We start from the raw sequence: 19,020 nt of genomic DNA, 5'->3' as shown, positions 1-19,020 counted from the left end.
GCCTGATTATTTGGGAAGGCTGAGCAGAACGCCCAGACCTCCCAGCGGACTGTCCATCAGGCGGATGGAGCCGCCATGAGCGTGGATGATGTCCCGCACAATTGTCAGTCCCAGACCCCCACTTTGTCCATCATGACTGCTGCTCGTACCGTTGAGCTCCGAAATGGCAGCCCGACGGCTGGCGGACAGGCCCGGTCCGTTGTCCTCCACAGTGATTTCGATATTCCGCTCTCCTTCACGCAGGGAAAAACGCATCGCACCCCCATGACGGCGAGCGTTTTCTGCCAGATTCGTCAGAACACGACGCAGGGCGTCAGGTCGGACCACAGCTTCCACGCCTTCCCGGCCTTCGACTCCCAGCACCTCTCCGCCCGCACGCAAAGTGGCAGCTGCAACATCATCCAGCATGCCTCTCAGGTCGGTCAGGACAGGATCTTCAGCCCCTTCTCCCCGAGCAAATGACAGATAACTGCCGATCAGGCGTTCCATGTCCTCGATATCCGTGACCATATCCGCCAGATCCGGCTTGAGACTCTCGGCGCGGATCTGACCGAAGGTGGGGATCATAGCAACCGTCAGGCGCAGTCGCGTCAGGGGTGTTCGCAAATCATGCGAGACACCCGCCAGAACAGCCGTACGCTGCGCCACGAAGCGGTTCACCCGCGCCTGCATGCGATTGAACGCAACAGCGGCCTGTCGCACCTCCCGCGCGCCCTGAGGGCGGATCGGTCCTGCATCCCTTCCCATCCCGAACAGTTCGGCAGCACGGCCCAGACGACGGATAGCGCGCACCTGATTGCGCATGAACAGCCCGGCGATCAGGAACAACAGAATGGAACTGCTGACAGCCCAAACCACGAAAAGCCAGATCGGCCCGATATTCAGGCGCTTGACCGGTACCATGACCACCATCACACCCTGCGGCAACTGGATCGAAGCCCGCACCGTCTGAGGGGCTTCAGACCAGTCCACATCATAGGAAGGGCCAAGATTCTGCCGGATCGAGCGGGCAAAATCGTCATCCATTGGTCCCAGTACATGATTGGTGCCGTACCGGGAGAGTTTTTCGGTAGGATGGAATGAAAAGCCCAACTGGGTCCGCGAAGAGGCATCCTGAAGGATGAGCGCCCGTTCCGTTGCGGATGATGCGTGCTCGGTCATGGCGATGACGAGCGAGATCTCCCCTGTTACACCATCTGAGAGGCGGCGGGAGACGACGTTCAGATAGGTTCCGTAAAACAGGCCGAGCGCGATCGCCTGCGTCACCAGCAGCGGAATGAGTACGATCAGCATTGACCGCCCCATGAGGGAGCGGGGCAGGATACGCCTCAGCGGTCGATCCAGCTTCTGCCAGGATTCGTCCCGCTCAACCGTCGGATCAGCGTCCCGGTTTGAGAACATAACCCTTGCCCCGCACGGTATGAAGAAAACGGGGCTCTTTGGGATCCACCTCGATCCGGCGACGCAGACGCGTGACCTGAACATCGACGGCACGTTCGCCAATCTCGTCCATTTCCAATGCCTTGGCGATGGCTTCACGCGATAGAACCGTTCCCGGCTGGCTGGTGAGAACACCCAGAAGCGCGGATTCTCCTCCCGTCAGATGCACCGCCCCCTGAGGACCGCTAAGCAGGCCACGTTTGACGTCGAATTCCAGCTCTCCCAGCCGCAGGATGTCGGGAACTTCGTCCACTACCGGCAAGGCAGGCACCACACGTCGAAGATGGGCCCGCAGGCGAAGCAGAAGCTCACGCGGTTCGAAAGGTTTGCCCAGATAGTCGTCCGCACCGGCTTCAAGCCCCCCGATCCGATCCGCAGGCTCCCCCCGCGCCGTCAGGAGCAGAATGGGAAGTGACAGACCATCTTTGCGCAGGCTGTTAGTCAGAGACAGACCATCCTCGCCCGGCATGGTAACATCAAGGACAAGCGCATCGGGCTGGATCCGTTGCAGGACGTCGCGGGCCGCCAGGGCATCAAGGGCGGTGCTCACCCGATAACCGTTTTCGGACAGGTAACGCTGAAGCAGCCGCAAAAGGCGCGGATCGTCGTCAACGACCAGAATATGTTCGTCACTCATGGGACGGAACTCCCGACTGGCATCTGAAGTGGGGTGAGGACGCGGCGAAACCCTTCCACAGCCGTCATGCCGGCTTCACGATAGGCCCGGGTCATTACTTCGCGGATCATGAGGAACAGTTCACGTTCAAGGGCTTCCCCTGCTTCCGTCAAACGCAGAGGACGCCTGCGGCGGTCATGGCGGTCTTCTTCCTGCACGAGCAGCCTGCGATCCCGAAGATCGCCCAGAGCGCGGCCAAGAGACTGTTTGGTAATGCCGAGACTGCTCAGAAGCGCACCAGGGGTAATCCCCGGGTGTGCAGCCGTCAGGAAAAGAATGCGGTGATGCGCCGGCCCCAGCCCTTTCTCGCGCAGAAGACTTTCGCAGTCGGCATTCAGGGTCCGCCAGGCCAGCATCATGGCCTCATAAGACTGGCGGATACGGTCTTCCCGCAGATAGAGATGCGCCGTCGCGGATGACGGGATGTCCATGGATCGGGCCGTCACCGGACAGCTTCCTCCACGTATCCGAAGCGATCGAAATCAATGATACGCTGCGGATAGAGAATGCCATTCAGATGATCGTTTTCATGTTGCAGGACATTGGCATGAAATCCTCTCGCCTCGCCTTCGACCGGAACACCATCCTGATCCAGCCCGGAATACCGTACTGCGGCATAACGCGGCACGTCAGCCCGCAATCCCGGAATCGACAGGCATCCTTCGGTGCAGGTCATCATTTCTTCACCCAGAGGGGTTATTTCGGGATTGATGAGAACGCGGGGCAGCAATGCCTCTTCGGGAGTCGTCACGCGGTTTGCAGGAACGTGATAAACGAACATCCGTAGCGGCTGATGGACCTGAGGTGCAGCCAGCCCAGCCCCGCGCGCATCGGCCATCGTTTCCATCATGTCTACGATGAGAGACTGGATTTCCGGGGCTTTCGGGTTGGAAACGGCCCGTGCCACCTGATGCAGGACGGGGTTGCCCATCCGGGCAATCTTGAGCAGGGCCATGAAATCTTCTTCCTTCAGACGGGCATTGCATCCGGTAGAACGCAAATGCACGTCGCAGAGTGCGCTTTGCGAAGAATCCATTCAAGCATGGCCGAATGAATTGCGTTCCCCGCAAAAGATGTGTTAAGGGCAGCATCCTTAGTTGGATTGCCATATCACGGGTGGCGCTGAAGAGCGGGCCCATAAGGAGTTGACGGCACCGTGCAGGTTCTCGTTCGTGACAACAATGTTGACCAGGCGCTTAAGGCGCTCAAGAAGAAGATGCAGCGCGAAGGCGTGTTTCGTGAAATGAAGCTGCGTCGCCACTTCGAAAAGCCCTCCGAGAAGCGCGCCCGCGAAGCAGCTGAAGCTGTTCGTCGCGCCCGCAAGATGGAGCGTAAGCGTCTGGAGCGTGAAGGCTTCTAAGTCTTCCCGTTTTCCGAACGGAAAAAAGCCGCCTCCTTCGGGAGCGCGGCTTTTTTAATGCTTGAAGCCCTGGACCTCCCTCTGCCGGCCATAAGCGGACAGAGGAGACTCATAGCTTATTGCGCGTCCATCAGGCGATGGCTGAGATAGATGGCTTCCAGAGCCCGTTCATGCGCGACCTCCGCCGCATTGACCGTACCGGCATGGCCGCCTTCCACATCCTCATAATACAGGAAGGGCTGTTTCAGGCTTTCCAGCCGGGCCGCGAAGCGACGCGCATGGATCGGACCGACCCGGTCATCACGCGTTGAGGTGAAAATAAACGGCTCCGGATAGGACACGCCCGCCTTCAGGTTCTGCAAAGGCGACATTTTCTCCCAGAACGCACGCGGCCCCGGCTCCGAAACGCTACCATACTCGGCAGCCCAGGACGCTCCCGCGGCCATCTGCTCATAATTCATCATGTCCAGAAGCGGTACACCGATGATCGCAGCATTCCACAGCTCAGGATGCTGGGTGAACTCCACTCCCGCCAGCAGACCGCCATTAGACCGGCCCCGCAGCCCCAGATGCCGTGGTGATGTGATGTGGCGCGCCGTCAGATCCCGGGCAACGGCTGCAAAGTCGTCATAAGCCTTCTGCCTTCCTTCTCGACGCGCGACATCGTGCCATGCGGGCCCGAATTCTCCGCCACCACGGATATTGGCCATGACGTAAACGCCGCCCCGGTCAAACCATGTAATCCCGAGATCGGGATGATAGACCGGCAGGTAGGACAATCCGAAACCACCATAGGCCGTCATCAGCGTCGGACGGGCACCGTCTTTCTGCCAGTCTTTGGCATGCACAATGAAATAGGGAATGGCCGTCCCATCCGTGCTGGTCGCCGACATCTGCTCGACAGCCAGATTGGATGCATCGAACAGATCGGGCTGGCGATACAGAGGCTGAGCGGTCTGAGCTGTCGTATTCAGGCTCCAGATCTGTGGCGCCTGAATGAAGCCTTCAAGCTGAAGATAGGCCTGTGACAGACCAGGATCTGACGAAACGATTTCTGCGGCCATGTTCTTGGGAAGATCAATAGACCGCGACGTCCATGCTCCAGTCGCGGCCCGGCGAAAGAGCTTCAGGACAGGTTGAACGTTGTCATATAGAACAACCACCAGGCCATCTTTTGTCACCGCCAGAGCATCACCCATACCATCCCCGATCGTCTGACGGGATGTCGGCGACAGGATGAGCTGAGGCACGGCAAGATTTTTCAGGTCCAGCGCGACAATGCTATCGGCGTGAAATGTCTGACCGGACATCGTCCAGTCCTGCAAGAGATGCAGAACCAGTTGGCCATCCAGATAGGACAGGCTGTCATATTTTCCTGGCAGAGGCAGCCGGGTCAGCGTCTGTGTCGCAGGATTGAACAGACTGACTTCCGTGTGGAAGAAATCCCGATGACGGCCGATCAGAAAGAGTTTGTGGCCTTTTTCATCACGCAGGCGCTCCGGCGCCACATCCATATCCGTGATCTGACCGCGATAGACTTCGACGGCCTGATCCAGCTTCTGCCCACGATGCAAAAGCCGAACCGAATAGGGGTAGCCCGAATGCGTCAGCCCGGCATTTCCCGGCCCCCAGTCCCGCGAAACCAGAAGTGTATTGGCATCAACCCAGATGGCCGTCTGCTTTCCGGACGGAAGATCAAAGCCGTCTTTTACAAAAGTATCTGTCTGCGTGTCGTATTCCCGGACCACATGAGCATCTTCCCCCGCCTGTGAGAGCGACATGAGACAGAAACGCTCCTGCGGGCTGAGACAATACAGGCCTTCCATGACCCAGTTGGCATGCTCATTCCGTGCCAGAGCATCAAGGTCGAAACGCGTTTTCCATTGCGGATGGCCGAACTGGAAGGAGGAGGTAGACGCGCTGCGCCATATCCCGCGTGTATGACGATCATCCTGCCAGAAGTTCCAGATTTCTCCACCCTGCTGCGTCGGGAGCGCAAGACGTGCCGGAGATTGCTGGGCCGTCAGGATTTTCTGATAGAGAGGCTTGTAGCGGGGATCAGAAGTGAGCGTCGCTTCTGTGTGGGCGTTTTGTGCCCGCACCCATTCCAGCGCCCTGACACCATCCGTCTGACTTAATTCGGCAGGCGACGGAAGAGAAGATGGACCCGCATAGGCTGCCAGAGGCAGGATGGAGAGAGAGAGACAGAGTGCTCTCGCAAGAACAGGAGACATGGAACGCCTTTACGATACCGACAATATCGGCATCGTAAAGACATCCGCTCGATCAGGCCACAGCTGCTGCGCTGACCGCTTCCTCCACTTCCTGAAAGCTCGGCATCAGATCTGACGGAATGCTTTTACGTCCGATTTCGACACTGACCTGAGGCGCATTGCCCTGAAGATGCGCCACAATCACAGAACGCACGAGATCGAGATAAGAGGATTCTTCCTCCACTACGCCCCCCAGCCGACTGGCGATTGGCGCGACAATTCCATAAGCCAGAAGAATACCAAGGAATGTTCCGACCAGAGCACCTGCAATCATTTCACCCAGAATGATGGGAGGCTTGCTGATGGACGCCATGGTCTTGATCACCCCCAGAACGGCCGCAACAATTCCCAGAGCTGGCAGCGCATCGGCAATGGACTGAAGGGCATGAGAAAGATGCATTTCCTCCCGCATGTTTTTCTTGAGCTCATTCCCCATCACCTCATCCATCTGATACGGGTCGGTGGCGTTCATACCCGCCATACGCAGATAATCGCAGATGAACAAACAGACATGGGAATTGTCCCGGATTTTCGGAAAAGCGCCGAAAACCGTACTGCCCTGTGGGTCTTCGATATGAGATTCCAGTGCCATGAACCCCTTGGAAGAGGCCAGCTTCGCAATATGGAACAGCAGACTCAGAAGGTCGACATAGTCTGAGCGAACATACTGCGAGCCTTTCATGGCCTTCTTCAAGCCAGCCGGCAGGTGCTTCACGGCGGCGATGGAATTGGCCATCAGGAAGGTTCCGACAGCAGCCCCCAGAATGGTCAGAAGCTCGAAAGGCATTGAAGAAACGAGAGGGCCAATCGCTCCGCCAGATGCTACGAACGATCCGAAAACACAGCCCAGAACAACAACCAGACCGATAATGATGAACATCCGAAAACTTCCTGACTGACCTGAATTTATTGCGAAATATCGGGCGATAGCACCAGCACGATGCGACGGTTCCGGGGATTGAGAGGCTGGGTGGGATCAAAGAGATTCCGATCCGCATATCCGCTAACGGATTTCAGGCGCCCATCGGGAAAGCCGTTCTGAACCACCAGATCCCGCACAGCGACTGCCCTTGCACTCGACAGGCTCCAGTTGCTCATCTGTCCGGGACGGTAAGGCGTCGCGTCCGTGTAACCGGCGATGGACAGCTTACCGTGCAGTTTTTCGAGATAAGGCACGATCGCCTTGATCAACTGAACCGCATGGGCATCAGGAGTAGACTTGCCCAAAGCGAACATCGGTTGATGGTCGGAATCTGCGATCTGGATATGAAGGCCATCATCGCCCGCCGAAACCGAGACCTGCGAGCGGACATCGGCCAGTTCCGGCGCATTGCTGATCAGAGCCTGAATTTTCTGGGCCGCGGCCATTCTGGCAGCCTGTTCGGCCTTCTGGTCTGCGCTCTGGGGAGAAGACGTGACAGGCGGTTCGCCGGGCTGGATCTGATTGTCATGAAGAACGACGATCTGAGCCGTATGAGTGCTGGACGCGCTCTGATCTCTGGCCGTTTGTGCGCCCGAAGCCCCTCCCTGCACCGGTTTTCCGTACTGGTCCTTACCCGGTTTCAGGGCAACGGCTTTTGTTTCAAGAGAAACAGGCTCGGGAGCCGCAGGCAGAACATTATCCACGGGTGGTGGCATGTCTTTCCAGACCGCCATCGGATTGAAGAAGTTGGCGATACCCTTTCGCTGCTCTTCCGTCGTGGCGTTGATGAGCCACATGACCAGAAAGAACGCCATCATGGCCGTTACGAAATCGGCGTAGGCGATTTTCCATGCCCCGCCGTGATGACCACCTTCAACAACGTCAAAACGTTTGATGATGATCTTTCGTGCTTCTTTGCCGTTCTGGTTGGACATCCCGCCTCCTGAGTGGTCTCAGTATGACAGGCGAGTTCTTAAGGAGAGGTTTAAGAACGCTCCGGCAACCGCACGCCTGTGACAAAATCCGGCTCATGCACGGTGTAACAGCGGATAGCCTGCCCCCGAACTTCGCGGCAGGCTGTCGCGGCTTTCTGCCCTTCCCCCCCATGCCTCTGCTCTTCAATCACGACCGTTTTTGCAGCTGCTGTCGCAGGAAGGCGGAAAAGATCCCAACGCGGATCCGTTCCGATAACAGGCAGAATATTCTGCGTGAATGCCAGACGGGATGCCAGACCATAATCCCCTGCTGCCAGAACCGTCGCGCCTTGCGCTTTTGCCTGCAAAGCAACCTTCCGGGAAAACTCATCCCATCCTCCTGTAAGACGCAATACCGGATCGCGATGCGGAACAAGATGGAGCGGCGAAAATATCGCCTGAATGCAAACGATCATGGTGATGACCAAGCCGCTGACAACAGGCCAGCGAATACGCCATCCGGCTTCAAGGGCGGCGATGGCAAGCACCGGATAGATGACGGCAGGCCAGTTTGGCTGTACCCGGTCTCCGAAAGCATGAGTGACAAACACGACTGTCGGCACCAGAGCCAGACACGCCAGAAGCCGGTTACGCTTGAGACATACCCACAGCCCGACCGCAAACAGGATAAAAATAAGCGGCGTGGCAAGTCCGATCTGTCCGCCGATCAGTTCCCCCATGAACTGGAGCGCCCGCGCCGGATGCCAGTCGCCCGTCCGCCCTCCCTGCCTGATAAAGCTGGCCCAGCGATGTCCCGCATTCCAAACAATGACAGGCGACATCGCCATAAACAGCCCCGGAAGAGCCAGCCAGGGACCGGGCTGCTGGCGCAGACGTTTCGTCGTAAGAACCGCCCCTCCCAGCCCAAGACCGATCAGGACGGCGGTATATTTTGAATCAAACGCCAGCCCTAGCAAAAGGCCAGATCCGACCCACCACGGAAGAGCTGCGCGTGGCGTCTGTGCCGGGTCGATCGCGCGACTGAGTGTGTAGAGAAACAGCGTGATGAAGAACAGCAGCGGCGTATCGGGCGTCATCGTCGCAGCACCCAGACCGAGCATCAGAGTGGCGTTCAGCAAAAGCGCAGCATTGAGCCCTGATTGCGGCCACGAACAGTCGGGTAACAGCCGTCGCGCCGCGTGATACAGCGCCCAGCTTCCCGGCAGAACAGACAGAGGTCCAAGCAAACGAACACCCAGCGTCGTGTCCCCGTCGAGCCACGTTCCAATACGGATCCACAGAGCCACCATGAACGGATGGTCCAGATAGCCGGGCTGAAGATTGCGCGACCAGACCCAGTAATACGCCTCGTCCGGCGTCAATGGTACACTGGCTGCAAGGTACAGACGAATGATCGTCAGCCCTGCCAGAAGCCCCCAAAACAGCCGGGTATTCCTTACATTTTCACTCATGGCCTCAGCGCCAGACCAGCGTGGAGGACACCGCATAGTTCCAGACCACACCAACCACGGCTCCCGCCGCAGACGAGCGGTCCCAATGACCATGACCTGCACTGTCCAGCATCATCCGGGCAATGCCAATATTGGCGATGGCGCCCAGAGAACAGACTGCAATGAAGATGGCCAGCCCCCTCCAGAGCTTTTGCCCTTTGAGGCGGCGATCATGATAGGTGAAGCGGTTGTTCAGCAGAAAATTTGTCAGGATCGCGACAGCGGTTCCGGCGAGTTGTGCCCAGGAAAAGTTCAGGCCGCATGCTCTTCCCAGATTCAGAACGCTCACATTTACGACGACGCCGATAAGCCCGACCAACGCGAAGGCCATGAAGCGTGTTGGCAGCCAACCATATGTCAGCTTGTCGAGCAGCATCGTCGCAAACTGAAGCAGCACCACGACATCAAGTTTGCTTTCGCCCGCAAGGCGGGGGCGGAAGACGAACGGCACCTCGACAATCCGGACAGTTTTAGGAGCCGACATCACCAGATCGAGCAGGATCTTGAATCCCGTCCCGGATAGGCGCGGCAGCAGGGATTCAAAAAGATCCCGGCGCATGGCGAAGAAGCCGCTCATCGGATCGCTCAGCGGATGCGGCATAACGGCCTGCGCGGCCTTGATACCCGCATCCGAAAGCAGATGTCTCCAACGCCCGGCCAGTCCGCCACTATCGCCACCATCGACATGGCGGCTGGCTACGACCAGTTCGGCACCGCTTTGCAATTCGGCCAACATGGTCCGCAGAACGGATTCATCATGTTGCAAATCGCCGTCCATAACTGCAACCAAAGGCGCACTGGAAGACAGAATGCCTTCGATTACGGCAGAAGACAGACCACGGCGACCAACCCGGCGCAGCAGGCGGACCCTCGGGTCCAGACACGCAAGACGGGAAACCTCATTGGCCGTGCCATCAGGTGAGTTGTCATCAACAAAAATGACTTCCCATGCATTCCCTTCAAGCGCTCCCTCCAGTGCCGCAACCATCGGCGCCACATTGGAAACCTCGTTATAGCAGGGAACAACGACGCTCAGTTCGGCCGGAAGCGGCAGCAGCCGGGAAGCGATCATGGCGGCAGCCGGTCAGATCGGCACGCCGGCAAGATCGCGGCTAGTATGGATGGTCTGGAGGGTCTGGACGCGGACGACGTGCGGGCTGTCAGTCAGCAGGCGTGTCAGGGCGTTCTGATGGGCGGCGTCACGGGCGACCAGGCGCACGAGAAAATCTCCGCCACCGCGGATCATGTGGCATTCACGCGTCTCAGGCCATGCGCCGACCTGCGCTTCGAAGGCCTCGAGAATGCTTCCCTTCTGGCTTTCAAGGCCAATCAGGGCATAGAAGTTCAGGGACCAGCCCAGCAGGGCAGCATCCACTTCGGCATGATACCCCTTGATGATTCCCAGCTCCTCAAGCCGCCGGACCCGCCTTAGACAGGGAGGCGCGGAAATGCCCGTACGACGGGCAAGTTCCACGTTGGTCATGCGACCATCGGCCTGGAGTTCGGCAATGATCTGCCGGTCGATGGCGTCCAGTTCAATCGGTGCGGAGTGCGGAGAAGCGTTCATTTCAATCTGACGTATATGTCAGCCGACATGATCCGCAAAGATGGCACATGCGTCCGAAGTCCCTATATGAAGGGGCCTGATATCATTTGAGGACCAATCATGCCCGAAATCCATCATACGGATCTGCTGGTCGTGGGCGCTGGCCCTGCTGGCTACACGGCGGCAATCTACGCGGCCCGCGCAAGTCTTAAGCCGATTCTCGTGACCGGAATGCAGCCCGGTGGTCAGCTGACCATCACAACGGATGTGGAAAACTACCCCGGCTTTGCGACTCCTGTGCAGGGTCCCTGGCTGATGGAGCAGATGCGCGCGCAGGCCGAGCATGTCGGAACGCGCCTGATTTATGACCTGATCGTTCAGGCCGATCTGAAGAAAGGCCCTGGACCGGATGGGTATTTCCGGCTGATCGGAGATTCGGGGGACGAGTTCCGGGCCCGGACTGTCGTGATCGCTACGGGCGCGCAGGCCAGATGGCTTGGCCTCGAATCGGAAAAACGTCTCCAGCGCGGCGGTGTCTCTGCTTGTGCGACCTGTGATGGGTTCTTCTATCGCGGTAAGACGGTGGCTGTGATCGGTGGCGGCAATACGGCGGTCGAAGAAGCCCTGTATCTGACGCATCATGCCGACAAAGTGCATCTGATCCATCGCCGGGACAGTCTGCGGGCCGAGCGCATCCTTCAGGAGCGTCTGTTCTCCAACCCGAAGATCGAAGTGCACTGGAATCAGGCCGTCGAAGAGGTTCTGGGTTCAGGCGAACCGGAAGTGGTCTGCGGGATCGCACTGAAAGACACCCAGACAGGCGCACTCTCCAGACTGAACGTCGACGGCGTTTTCGTCGCCATCGGCCATACGCCGAACACGGGTCCTTTCCTGCATGAAGTCGCCTGTGACAGCGATGGATATATCCTGACCGAAAGTGGCGGAACTGAAACATCCGTCAAAGGCGTGTTTGCGGCAGGTGACATTCAGGATCGTATTTTCCGGCAGGCCGTCACCGCGGCCGGAACAGGCTGCATGGCCGCTCTGGAAGCCGAACGATATCTTTCTGGCATACCTGCCATGACAAAAACTTGACCCTCGCGCGTGCTTCAGACAGTTTCGTCCATTCAACGACATATCTTGACGGATAACGCCGGGACATATGGGTAAAAAGGACGAGGACCGTCGCCTTGGCGAACGGGGAGAAAACCAGATGGACTGGGACAAGCTGCGGATTTTTCACGCTGTAGCTGAAGCCGGCTCCTTTACTCATGCCGGTGACCGGCTGGGACTGAGCCAGTCGGCAGTATCCCGGCAGATTTCCGCGCTTGAAGACGTCCTGCGCGTGCCGCTTTTCCATCGGCATGCGCGCGGGCTGATCCTGACGGAACAGGGTGATGTCCTGAACCGTACGGTCCGCGAAGTCTTCTCCAAACTGGCCCTGACTCAGGCTTTCCTCAGCGAAAGCAAGGAGCGGGCCGCGGGGAAAATCAAGATCACCACGACCACAGGTTTCGGCCTGTCATGGCTTTCTCCGCGCCTGAACCGGTTTCTTGAACTTCATCCCGACATCGAAGTCACGCTTCTGCTCGAAGATGCCGATCTGGATCTGGGTATGCGTGAGGCAGATGTCGCTATCCGACTGCACCCGCCCACACAGCCCGATCTGGTGCAGCGTCATCTCGCCAATTTCCCTATGCCAATTTATGCAAGCGCCGCATATCTTGAGCGCCACGGGACGCCACAATCTATCGAAGATCTAGCTCATCATCAGATCATCAGCTTTGCAGGCTGGCATCTGCCACTGCCCAATGTGAACTGGTTGCTTGATCTTCTGCGTCAGGAAGGTGTTGCACGGCAGGGCAGCCGTCGTCTGGCGATCAACAACATCTCGGCCGTCGCGAATGCTATTGCAGCCGGGACAGGCATCGGGTCCCTGCCCCTTTACGCGGCTGCAGGTTATCCAGATCTGGTCCGTATTCTGCCGGACCAGCAGGTACCTCTGGTAGAAGCCTATTTTGTCTACCCTGAAGAATTGCGGACATCAAAGCGGATTGCGGTCTTCAGGGATTTTCTGCTTTCCGAAATCAGCAACCTCAAAGGCCAGGACTAAGGATAAAAAATCAGGGGGCTTTATGCCTCCTATCCCCTGCGACCATGAGTTGGGGTACAGGCATGAGGCCGATTGCTGGAGCGGAAGACTGCTTCCCCAATCGGCGCAAATCCTCCACCCCGCCCAAGGCGATGCGTATTATTGGGCATCTGCGCAAGGACGATGACACCAGACGCCATCCGGTAACAGACTGTTACCTGCGATGATCGGGTCTTTTTGCCATGATGAGCCAGAGAGCTTTCCACAGGCTGTGGCGATCCGTGAGCCCATGCCGTCGCGGGTGCCACAAGCGAAGCCCCAAGGGACAAGCCCATAACCCAGACAAAAGTCACCAGAAAATGCGGAAAAGGCTTCATGGCCTCATGATACCGCAAAAGCAGCTTGTCGAACCAGTCTTGACCGGTCCCGGTTATCACCTTGCAGCGCCTCTGATGCGCTTCGGACACAATAATGTCAGTTACCGGATTTCATTGAGGACAAGCGCTGATTGACACGCTCCCGGAGTTCTTTGCCCACCTTGAAGAACGGGACGCTCTTTTCCTCAACAGGCACAACGTCGCCCGTGCGGGGATTACGTCCCGTCCGGGCCGCACGTTCACGGGGAAGAAATGCTCCAAAACCGCGCAGTTCCACCCGATCCCCACGCGCAAGCGCAGAGCCGATCTCGTCAAAGACCGCATGAACGATGCGCTCTATATCGCGGGTAAGAAGGTGCGGATATGCTTCCGCCAGTTGGGCAATAAGCTCGGATCGAGTCATGACAGTTGTTCCACCTGACTCCGCCTTCTGAAACAGGCCATCAGAGTTGCAAAATCGCAACGGCTCCGTCAAGGGCTTCGCGGTCGAGAGCGCTGGAGAAACTTCCTCCAAGCAGCCCTGTCAGAAGCGCCTTTTTGCCGGGCCACTCATACCACCGCCTCGAACGTTCGGGTACCAGCGGAAGAACAGGATAGGACGATGTCCCGATATTCAGCCGCTTTCTGAGCCATAACCTTGCCGCGTCTTCGTCTCCAAGTTCATCGACGAGACCCAGAGCAATAGCCTGCCGCCCTGTATAAGCACGCCCGTCCGCCAGGCTACGGACTTTTTCCTCTGTCAGATGGCGGCCATCCGCAACCATCGAAACGAATTGAGCAAACAAATCGTTGACGATGCCCTGAAGCATCTGCCGCCCTTCGGGTGTCAGCGCACTGGTTGGATCCGTCTGATCTTTCATGGCGCCCGATGTGATGGCATCGACCCCAATTCCCAGACGCCCAAGACCAACCGAGACGTCAGGACGCTGAAAAATGACGCCTATCGATCCCGTCAGAGTTGAAGGCAAAGCAACGATATGCTGAGCCGGCACGGAAAGCATATAGGCCGCCGAAGCTCCCATATCGCCCATTGAGACGGAAACTGGTTTGACGGCTGCAAAACGTTTAACTGCGTCATGAAGCCTTTCCCCACCAGTAACGCCTCCGCCCGGGCTATCGACAACCAGAAGTAGCCCAGTCACATCCGGCGCACTCTGAGCCTGCTTCAGCGCGCGCACGATCTGCGAGACATTATTCTGGACAACACCAGTGATGGTGAGACGAACAATATGTGGTCTGTTGGTGAAATTTGAACCAACAGACCCGCTATGGCCCATCATCGAAATGACAAGGGCGCTGCAAAAAGCCACCAGCGCCCCGACCCGCCATAACACCAGCTGCCGATGCTTTGTCTGACTTGCCAGAAAAAGGTTTAGCTCAGCACTCATGAAGCGAATCCTGCTTCCGTTTTTCAGACACGGTCAGAGAACAATCAGTCTTCTTTCTTGACGCGACGCCCACGAGCAGATTCTTTCTTTCCCTCGCCGTTTGCCGCACTGATCTTCCGCCCCAGACCAATCTCGCGTGCCAAAGCCGAGCGACGCTGGGCGTAATTCGGAGCTACAAGAGGGTAATCTGCCGGCAGACCCCAGCGTTCACGATACTGTTCCGGTGTCATGTCATAGGCGCTCTGAAGATGGCGCTTGAGCATCTTCAGTTTTTTACCGTCCTCAAGGCAGATGATGTAATCAGGAAAAACAGAGCGCTTGATAGGTACTGCCGGTTGTGGGCGCTCGGCCTGTGGCGCTTCCTCGGGAACTCCAGCCTTTGAGAGAGCATCATATACCTGCCGGATCAGAGTCGGCAGTGTTTCCGCTTCGAGGGCTCCACGGGACGCTTGGGCAGCAACGATCCTGGCGGTAAGTTCCAGAAGACCTGTATTGGAAGTGCTATCAGACATAATATTTTCACCCTATCTGTTCGAATGAATTTTCAGTTCCTTAACGCCTGTACAGGGTCAGGTAAATGCAGCATGGAAATATTTGACGTATTCCTTTTCCAACCCATGATTATCATCATATCAAAATAACCCGCAAACAAAAATAAGCCTATGCGCTTACAAAAGTATTCTGCGCTGCAGTTCACAACTGGGATGACGACATGATCAGAGAAACTGTCACGCTCTCAACAGCAAGTGATTTTTCCGGTTGGCGTGCATGGGCGCGCAAACTGCTTCACGACAGAGTTCCCGCCAGTTCAATACAATGGATCGTGAGCCCTCCACCACTCCTGTATGCCCCTTCTGCCACAAGGCTTCTTCCCAACGCCCCGTCCACAACCAATCTGCCCCGCGCCCTTGCTTCACTCTTCCCGGCTGTATTCGTATCCGAAGACCGCGATAGACTTCACCTGCTGTATCTCACGCTTCAGACTTTACGTGACGGCATGTCAGTGCCCGATCAACTTATTGAAAGTCTGCGCAGACTCGCTACGGAAAGCCGTAAAAGAGCGCTCGACCTGCGTTGTCAGATGCCCGACGCGCGCAATCCGGAATGGCAGATCCTCCGCACCTCCCATGCGGCAGCCCTGATCGACAGTCAGGCAGACGCACTATCAAATTTACGTCCGGAACCCTGGGTCGTGATAGCACCCGACCGAACACTGTTCTGGGACGCCGGGGAATATCGCTTCGGACCGGGCTTCACAGACGATGACCTGCCTCCATCAGAGCTTATTGAGACTGCACGCAGCCTCGCCAGCTCCGGCAACAAAAATGCCTTCTGGGACGGAATTGCACAGGTGCGACTGCATCCTGATCCGGAAAATATTGCGGCTTCTCCTTCACTCGCCAGCCTCCGCGCCAAGGCGATCGACTGCCAGATGTGTGAATTGTGCAGACTAGCGACACGGACTGTCTCCGGCGAAGGCGATCCCAAAGCCAGACTCCTCTTTATTGGTGAACAACCCGGAGATCAGGAAGATCTTCAGGGACGCCCCTTTGTTGGACCAGCAGGACAATTGTTCGACCGTGCCCTGCGAGAGGCTGGCGGAAACCGGGCCGAGACGTGGGTCACCAATGCCGTCAAACATTTCAAATTCATTCCCAGGGGCAACCGCCGCATTCATCAAAAACCAGATGCATCCGACATCAGCGCCTGCGCCCCTTGGCTTATGACGGAACGTCGGGTTTTGGCTCCCAGAGTGACGGTGATGCTGGGCGTTACAGCAGCCAGCGCTGTCCTTGGGCGTTCGGTCACAATGTCGCGCGAGCGCTCGAAGCATATTCCTTTGGAGGATGGAAGTATCGGTCTGGTAACCGTACATCCATCTTATCTGCTGCGCCTTCCCGATGAGGAGTCCAAGGCACGCGAATATACAAAATTCGTAAACGATCTCCGAATGGCAATTTCCACTCTCGCCGGATAGTGCCGTTAGGGCTAAGAAACCCACGCAATGAGTGGCAGCACCATCTCCTCGGGACAACCGACTCCGGATAATACGACCACACGGCCTGCACCGCTGCGGCCGCGGGCGCGCCCTTTCCTCTCGTGGCTGTACGCTCCCAGCGCTTCATCCGTCACGTTTGCCCTGCGCAATACCATTGCCGCCTGTCTGGCAATTGGAATTGCGTTCTGGATGGAACTGGACGACCCAGCCTGGGCTGCAATGACTGTGTGGGCCGTCGCACAGACCAGCCGGGGCGAAAGCCAGTCCAAGGCCAAATGGCGCATCGTCGGCACCATCAGTGGCGGCGTTGCCGCCATCAGCATCATGGCGCTTGCTCCACAGGCGCCATGGCTGTTTTTTCCCATGATCGCATTATGGATTGGCCTGTGCAGCGGCTTTGCAACATTCGTTAGCAACTTTCGCTCCTATGCCCTTGTTCTTGCAGGATATACCTGCTCCATCATCTGCATGGGCGCAGCGTCCAATCCCGACAATATCTTCATGGTCGCGATGTCGCGCGGCACATACATCGTGCTTGGCGTGCTCTGTGAAGCCTTCATGGGGCTGATTTTTGCCACCAGTCAGGAACGGCACGCCCGTGCGCAGCTCAGGCAGAAACTTGAATCAGCGCTGGTTCTCGTCACGACGACCCTATGCAGCCTTCTGGGCGAAGAACGCGGAGCGCTGAACGCAGCCCGCCGCCAGTTCGGCACAATCCTCACCATCAATGACCAGATCGAATTTGCCGAAGTCGAAATGGGACCGCACGGCCATGAAGGCGACCATGCGCGCGCTGCCCTTGCGGCTGTCTCAGCCCTTCTCTCGCGCGGGTTCGGAATGGCCATGCGCCTTCAGGTGCTCAACCATAACCACCCCGCATTTACCAAAACCGCAGACGAGATCTTGGCATTTCTGAAGCAGTTTCCACAACGCCTGCCCGACCAGAATTCCGTCCCTGCCCTCCTCGCGGATTTACAGCATTTCCGGGATGTCTGCCGCCTATACGCTGCGCCACATCGCGAAACAGACATTCGCCCCGATCTTGAACCCATCCCCGGACATGAGCCTTTTGACGCGATCGATACCAGCCCGGAGATGTTGGATGACAGGCTGGACGAGCGCGTGCTTTTCGTCTCACTCGGAGAGCTTCTGGGCGATCTGGAACAGGCCATCAAGGAATACGAGGCCAGCACGCACCGCATCAAAGGCGATCACTTCCATTTCCAGCTCGAAACCCATCGAGACACACGTGAAGCCGTGCATAACGGCCTGCGGGGAGCCTGTGCAGTTCTGATCACAGCCTATATTTACGAAGTGACAGCCTGGCCAAACGGCCTTGGTTTCATCGCCATTACGACGCTGGTTTGCGGGCTTTTCGCCACAAAGGAAAATCCTGTTCTTGGCACCACGGAATTCCTCAAAGGTGCCGTGGCAGCCTATATCGTCGCGTGGTTTCTGGTCTTCGTTCTGATGCCGAAGGTCACGACCTTCGAAACCCTGACGCTCTTTTTGGGCCCCGCAATGTTTCTGGGCGGACTGGCCAAAGGAAATCCGGCGACAGCTGGTGGTTCGGCCGCCTACGGGCTTCTGCTTCCCGCTATGCTCGGTCTGGAAAACCATCACGTCATGAACGAGCTCGCTTTTTATAATGGCAACATGGCGACCGTTCTTGCTGTCGCCGTTAGCGTGATCGTTTTCCGAAGCGTCCTGCCCTTCAGCAGCGATGCCGAACGCCTCCGCCTCCGCCGTGTCATGCTGGGCGAGTTGCAACATCTGGCCCATCCGGGCTTTACCCCGCGCATCAGCGTATGGATCGGACGCAATACGGATCGCTTTGCTCGCCTGATCCGTCATGCAGGTCCAACACCTGCCCCTCTGATCGAAGCCTGCATCCTCGGAACGCTGGCAACACTCACCCTCGGATTGAATGTCATACGACTGCGCGCACTGCTGGACCGCGAATATCTCCCAGAGAGCGCAAGACGACCAATTCTGCTGGTTCTGCATTATGTTGAAGAATCAACCCGTCGGCACGACAAAGCCGCCCGCATCGCAGAAGCCGCAGTACGACGGCTACGCGTTCTCGATGCCCGGGAAACGGATCTGGTGACCCGTCTTGAGCTCACACGCGCCATCACCTACCTGGTCGTGATCGCCCATACCATGCGGACGAATGAAGATTTTCTTGATGCCAGCAGACCATTCCGTGGCGAAAGAAATAACCGCGTTCTTAAAACATGATCTGAACACTAAATTTATTTGCAAATTTATTTGCGAACTATTTTCAGGGCTTATCTTCACCTCTTTAAACGATCGCATTGAGTCCTACTCAATGGGAATAACTGCTAAAGCTCCAGCAGTATGCTTTATATCCTGTACATTAACCGCACCATCGGAATCGATGGCCGGAAAAACCATACTGAGGGCACACCTAAGCCTCCCAGACATATGCTCCCAAATCAAACAACCAAACATTCAGAAATGCGGAACTAAACTGCAACACAACCATTCATAAAATTGCA

19 protein-coding genes are annotated in these 19,020 nt (G+C 57.2%); 5 read left to right on the top strand and 14 right to left on the bottom strand.

Annotated elements, in window-relative coordinates; translation table 11 throughout:
- Positions 1-6 precede the first annotated feature (6 nt).
- From ABDK74_RS00720 to def, 4 genes are read right to left on the bottom strand one after another with little or no spacing between them, the layout of a single operon-like run.
- The gene (locus ABDK74_RS00720) at positions 7-1,401 is read right to left on the bottom strand and encodes an ATP-binding protein (RefSeq protein WP_346002320.1); all 1,395 of its coding nucleotides are present in this window, start codon (positions 1,399-1,401) and stop codon (positions 7-9) included.
- Positions 1,379-2,077, bottom strand: coding sequence for a response regulator (locus ABDK74_RS00715; RefSeq protein WP_099286479.1), 699 nt, complete (start codon positions 2,075-2,077; stop codon positions 1,379-1,381). The genes ABDK74_RS00720 and ABDK74_RS00715 overlap by 23 nt, the downstream gene beginning before the upstream one ends.
- Positions 2,074-2,562, bottom strand: coding sequence for a MarR family transcriptional regulator (locus ABDK74_RS00710; protein ID WP_346002319.1), 489 nt, complete (start codon positions 2,560-2,562; stop codon positions 2,074-2,076). Before ABDK74_RS00710 ends, ABDK74_RS00715 begins: the two co-directional genes overlap by 4 nt.
- Complete coding sequence (def, locus tag ABDK74_RS00705; protein ID WP_346004118.1) at positions 2,559-3,071, bottom strand: peptide deformylase; 513 nt, start codon at positions 3,069-3,071, stop codon at positions 2,559-2,561. Before def ends, ABDK74_RS00710 begins: the two co-directional genes overlap by 4 nt.
- A gap of 201 nt (positions 3,072-3,272) precedes the next feature.
- On the opposite strand from def, the gene rpsU reads away from it, so the two are divergent.
- Positions 3,273-3,476, top strand: coding sequence for a 30S ribosomal protein S21 (gene rpsU / locus ABDK74_RS00700; protein WP_011251722.1), 204 nt, complete (start codon positions 3,273-3,275; stop codon positions 3,474-3,476).
- A gap of 116 nt (positions 3,477-3,592) precedes the next feature.
- Here the strand turns inward: rpsU and ABDK74_RS00695 are convergent, their stop codons facing one another.
- Genes ABDK74_RS00695 through ABDK74_RS00670 form a run of 6 tightly spaced genes read right to left on the bottom strand, consistent with a single transcriptional unit; the run spans position 3,593 to position 10,663 of the window.
- Positions 3,593-5,710, bottom strand: a complete 2,118-nt coding sequence (locus ABDK74_RS00695) for a prolyl oligopeptidase family serine peptidase (RefSeq protein WP_346002318.1) — start codon at positions 5,708-5,710, stop codon at positions 3,593-3,595.
- Positions 5,711-5,762: 52 nt separating this feature from the next.
- The gene (motA, locus tag ABDK74_RS00690) at positions 5,763-6,629 is read right to left on the bottom strand and encodes a flagellar motor stator protein MotA (RefSeq protein WP_346002317.1); all 867 of its coding nucleotides are present in this window, start codon (positions 6,627-6,629) and stop codon (positions 5,763-5,765) included.
- 26 nt (positions 6,630-6,655) lie between these two features.
- On the bottom strand, positions 6,656-7,606 hold the full coding sequence (locus ABDK74_RS00685) for a flagellar motor protein MotB (protein WP_346002316.1): 951 nt from the start codon (positions 7,604-7,606) through the stop codon (positions 6,656-6,658).
- 50 nt (positions 7,607-7,656) lie between these two features.
- Positions 7,657-9,057 carry a glycosyltransferase family 39 protein gene (locus tag ABDK74_RS00680; protein ID WP_346002315.1) on the bottom strand — a complete coding sequence of 467 codons (1,401 nt, stop codon included), beginning with the start codon at positions 9,055-9,057 and terminating at the stop codon, positions 7,657-7,659.
- A 4-nt stretch (positions 9,058-9,061) separates the two neighbouring features.
- A complete protein-coding gene (locus tag ABDK74_RS00675) occupies positions 9,062-10,168 on the bottom strand; it encodes a glycosyltransferase family 2 protein (RefSeq protein WP_346002314.1) in 1,107 nt (368 codons plus the stop codon).
- A 12-nt stretch (positions 10,169-10,180) separates the two neighbouring features.
- Complete coding sequence (locus ABDK74_RS00670) at positions 10,181-10,663, bottom strand: Lrp/AsnC family transcriptional regulator (RefSeq protein WP_346002313.1); 483 nt, start codon at positions 10,661-10,663, stop codon at positions 10,181-10,183.
- Positions 10,664-10,762: 99 nt separating this feature from the next.
- On the opposite strand from ABDK74_RS00670, the gene trxB reads away from it, so the two are divergent.
- Together trxB and ABDK74_RS00660 are read left to right on the top strand one after the other, a co-directional pair.
- Positions 10,763-11,737, top strand: a complete 975-nt coding sequence (trxB, locus tag ABDK74_RS00665; protein WP_194254644.1) for a thioredoxin-disulfide reductase — start codon at positions 10,763-10,765, stop codon at positions 11,735-11,737.
- 118 nt (positions 11,738-11,855) lie between these two features.
- Positions 11,856-12,755: a LysR family transcriptional regulator gene (locus tag ABDK74_RS00660; protein WP_194254775.1), complete on the top strand. Its 900-nt coding sequence runs from the start codon at positions 11,856-11,858 to the stop codon at positions 12,753-12,755.
- A 29-nt stretch (positions 12,756-12,784) separates the two neighbouring features.
- Here ABDK74_RS00660 and ABDK74_RS00655 read toward each other — a convergent pair whose 3' ends face one another.
- Genes ABDK74_RS00655 through ABDK74_RS00640 form a run of 4 tightly spaced genes read right to left on the bottom strand, consistent with a single transcriptional unit; the run spans position 12,785 to position 15,011 of the window.
- Entirely contained in the window at positions 12,785-13,171 is a 387-nt protein-coding gene (locus ABDK74_RS00655) for a hypothetical protein (protein ID WP_346002312.1), read from the bottom strand.
- A 37-nt stretch (positions 13,172-13,208) separates the two neighbouring features.
- Complete coding sequence (locus ABDK74_RS00650; protein WP_346002311.1) at positions 13,209-13,514, bottom strand: integration host factor subunit beta; 306 nt, start codon at positions 13,512-13,514, stop codon at positions 13,209-13,211.
- 40 nt (positions 13,515-13,554) lie between these two features.
- Positions 13,555-14,499 (bottom strand): signal peptide peptidase SppA, encoded by a 945-nt coding sequence (sppA, locus tag ABDK74_RS00645; protein ID WP_346002310.1) that lies wholly within the window; start codon positions 14,497-14,499, stop codon positions 13,555-13,557.
- Positions 14,500-14,543: 44 nt separating this feature from the next.
- Positions 14,544-15,011: a MucR family transcriptional regulator gene (locus ABDK74_RS00640; RefSeq protein WP_194254647.1), complete on the bottom strand. Its 468-nt coding sequence runs from the start codon at positions 15,009-15,011 to the stop codon at positions 14,544-14,546.
- A 200-nt stretch (positions 15,012-15,211) separates the two neighbouring features.
- Between ABDK74_RS00640 and ABDK74_RS00635 the strand changes: the two genes are divergently transcribed.
- Together ABDK74_RS00635 and ABDK74_RS00630 are read left to right on the top strand one after the other, a co-directional pair.
- A complete protein-coding gene (locus ABDK74_RS00635) occupies positions 15,212-16,477 on the top strand; it encodes a UdgX family uracil-DNA binding protein (RefSeq protein WP_346002309.1) in 1,266 nt (421 codons plus the stop codon).
- A gap of 27 nt (positions 16,478-16,504) precedes the next feature.
- Positions 16,505-18,739, top strand: a complete 2,235-nt coding sequence (locus ABDK74_RS00630; protein ID WP_346002308.1) for an FUSC family protein — start codon at positions 16,505-16,507, stop codon at positions 18,737-18,739.
- The last annotated feature ends 281 nt before the right edge of the window (positions 18,740-19,020 follow it).

Origin of the sequence: Gluconobacter sp. OJB, assembly GCF_039638275.1 — a bacterium.
GTDB classification, from domain to species: domain Bacteria; phylum Pseudomonadota; class Alphaproteobacteria; order Acetobacterales; family Acetobacteraceae; genus Gluconobacter; species Gluconobacter cerevisiae.
Note: the sequence above shows the minus strand (reverse complement) of the source record. Positions and strands in the feature narration are given on the sequence as shown.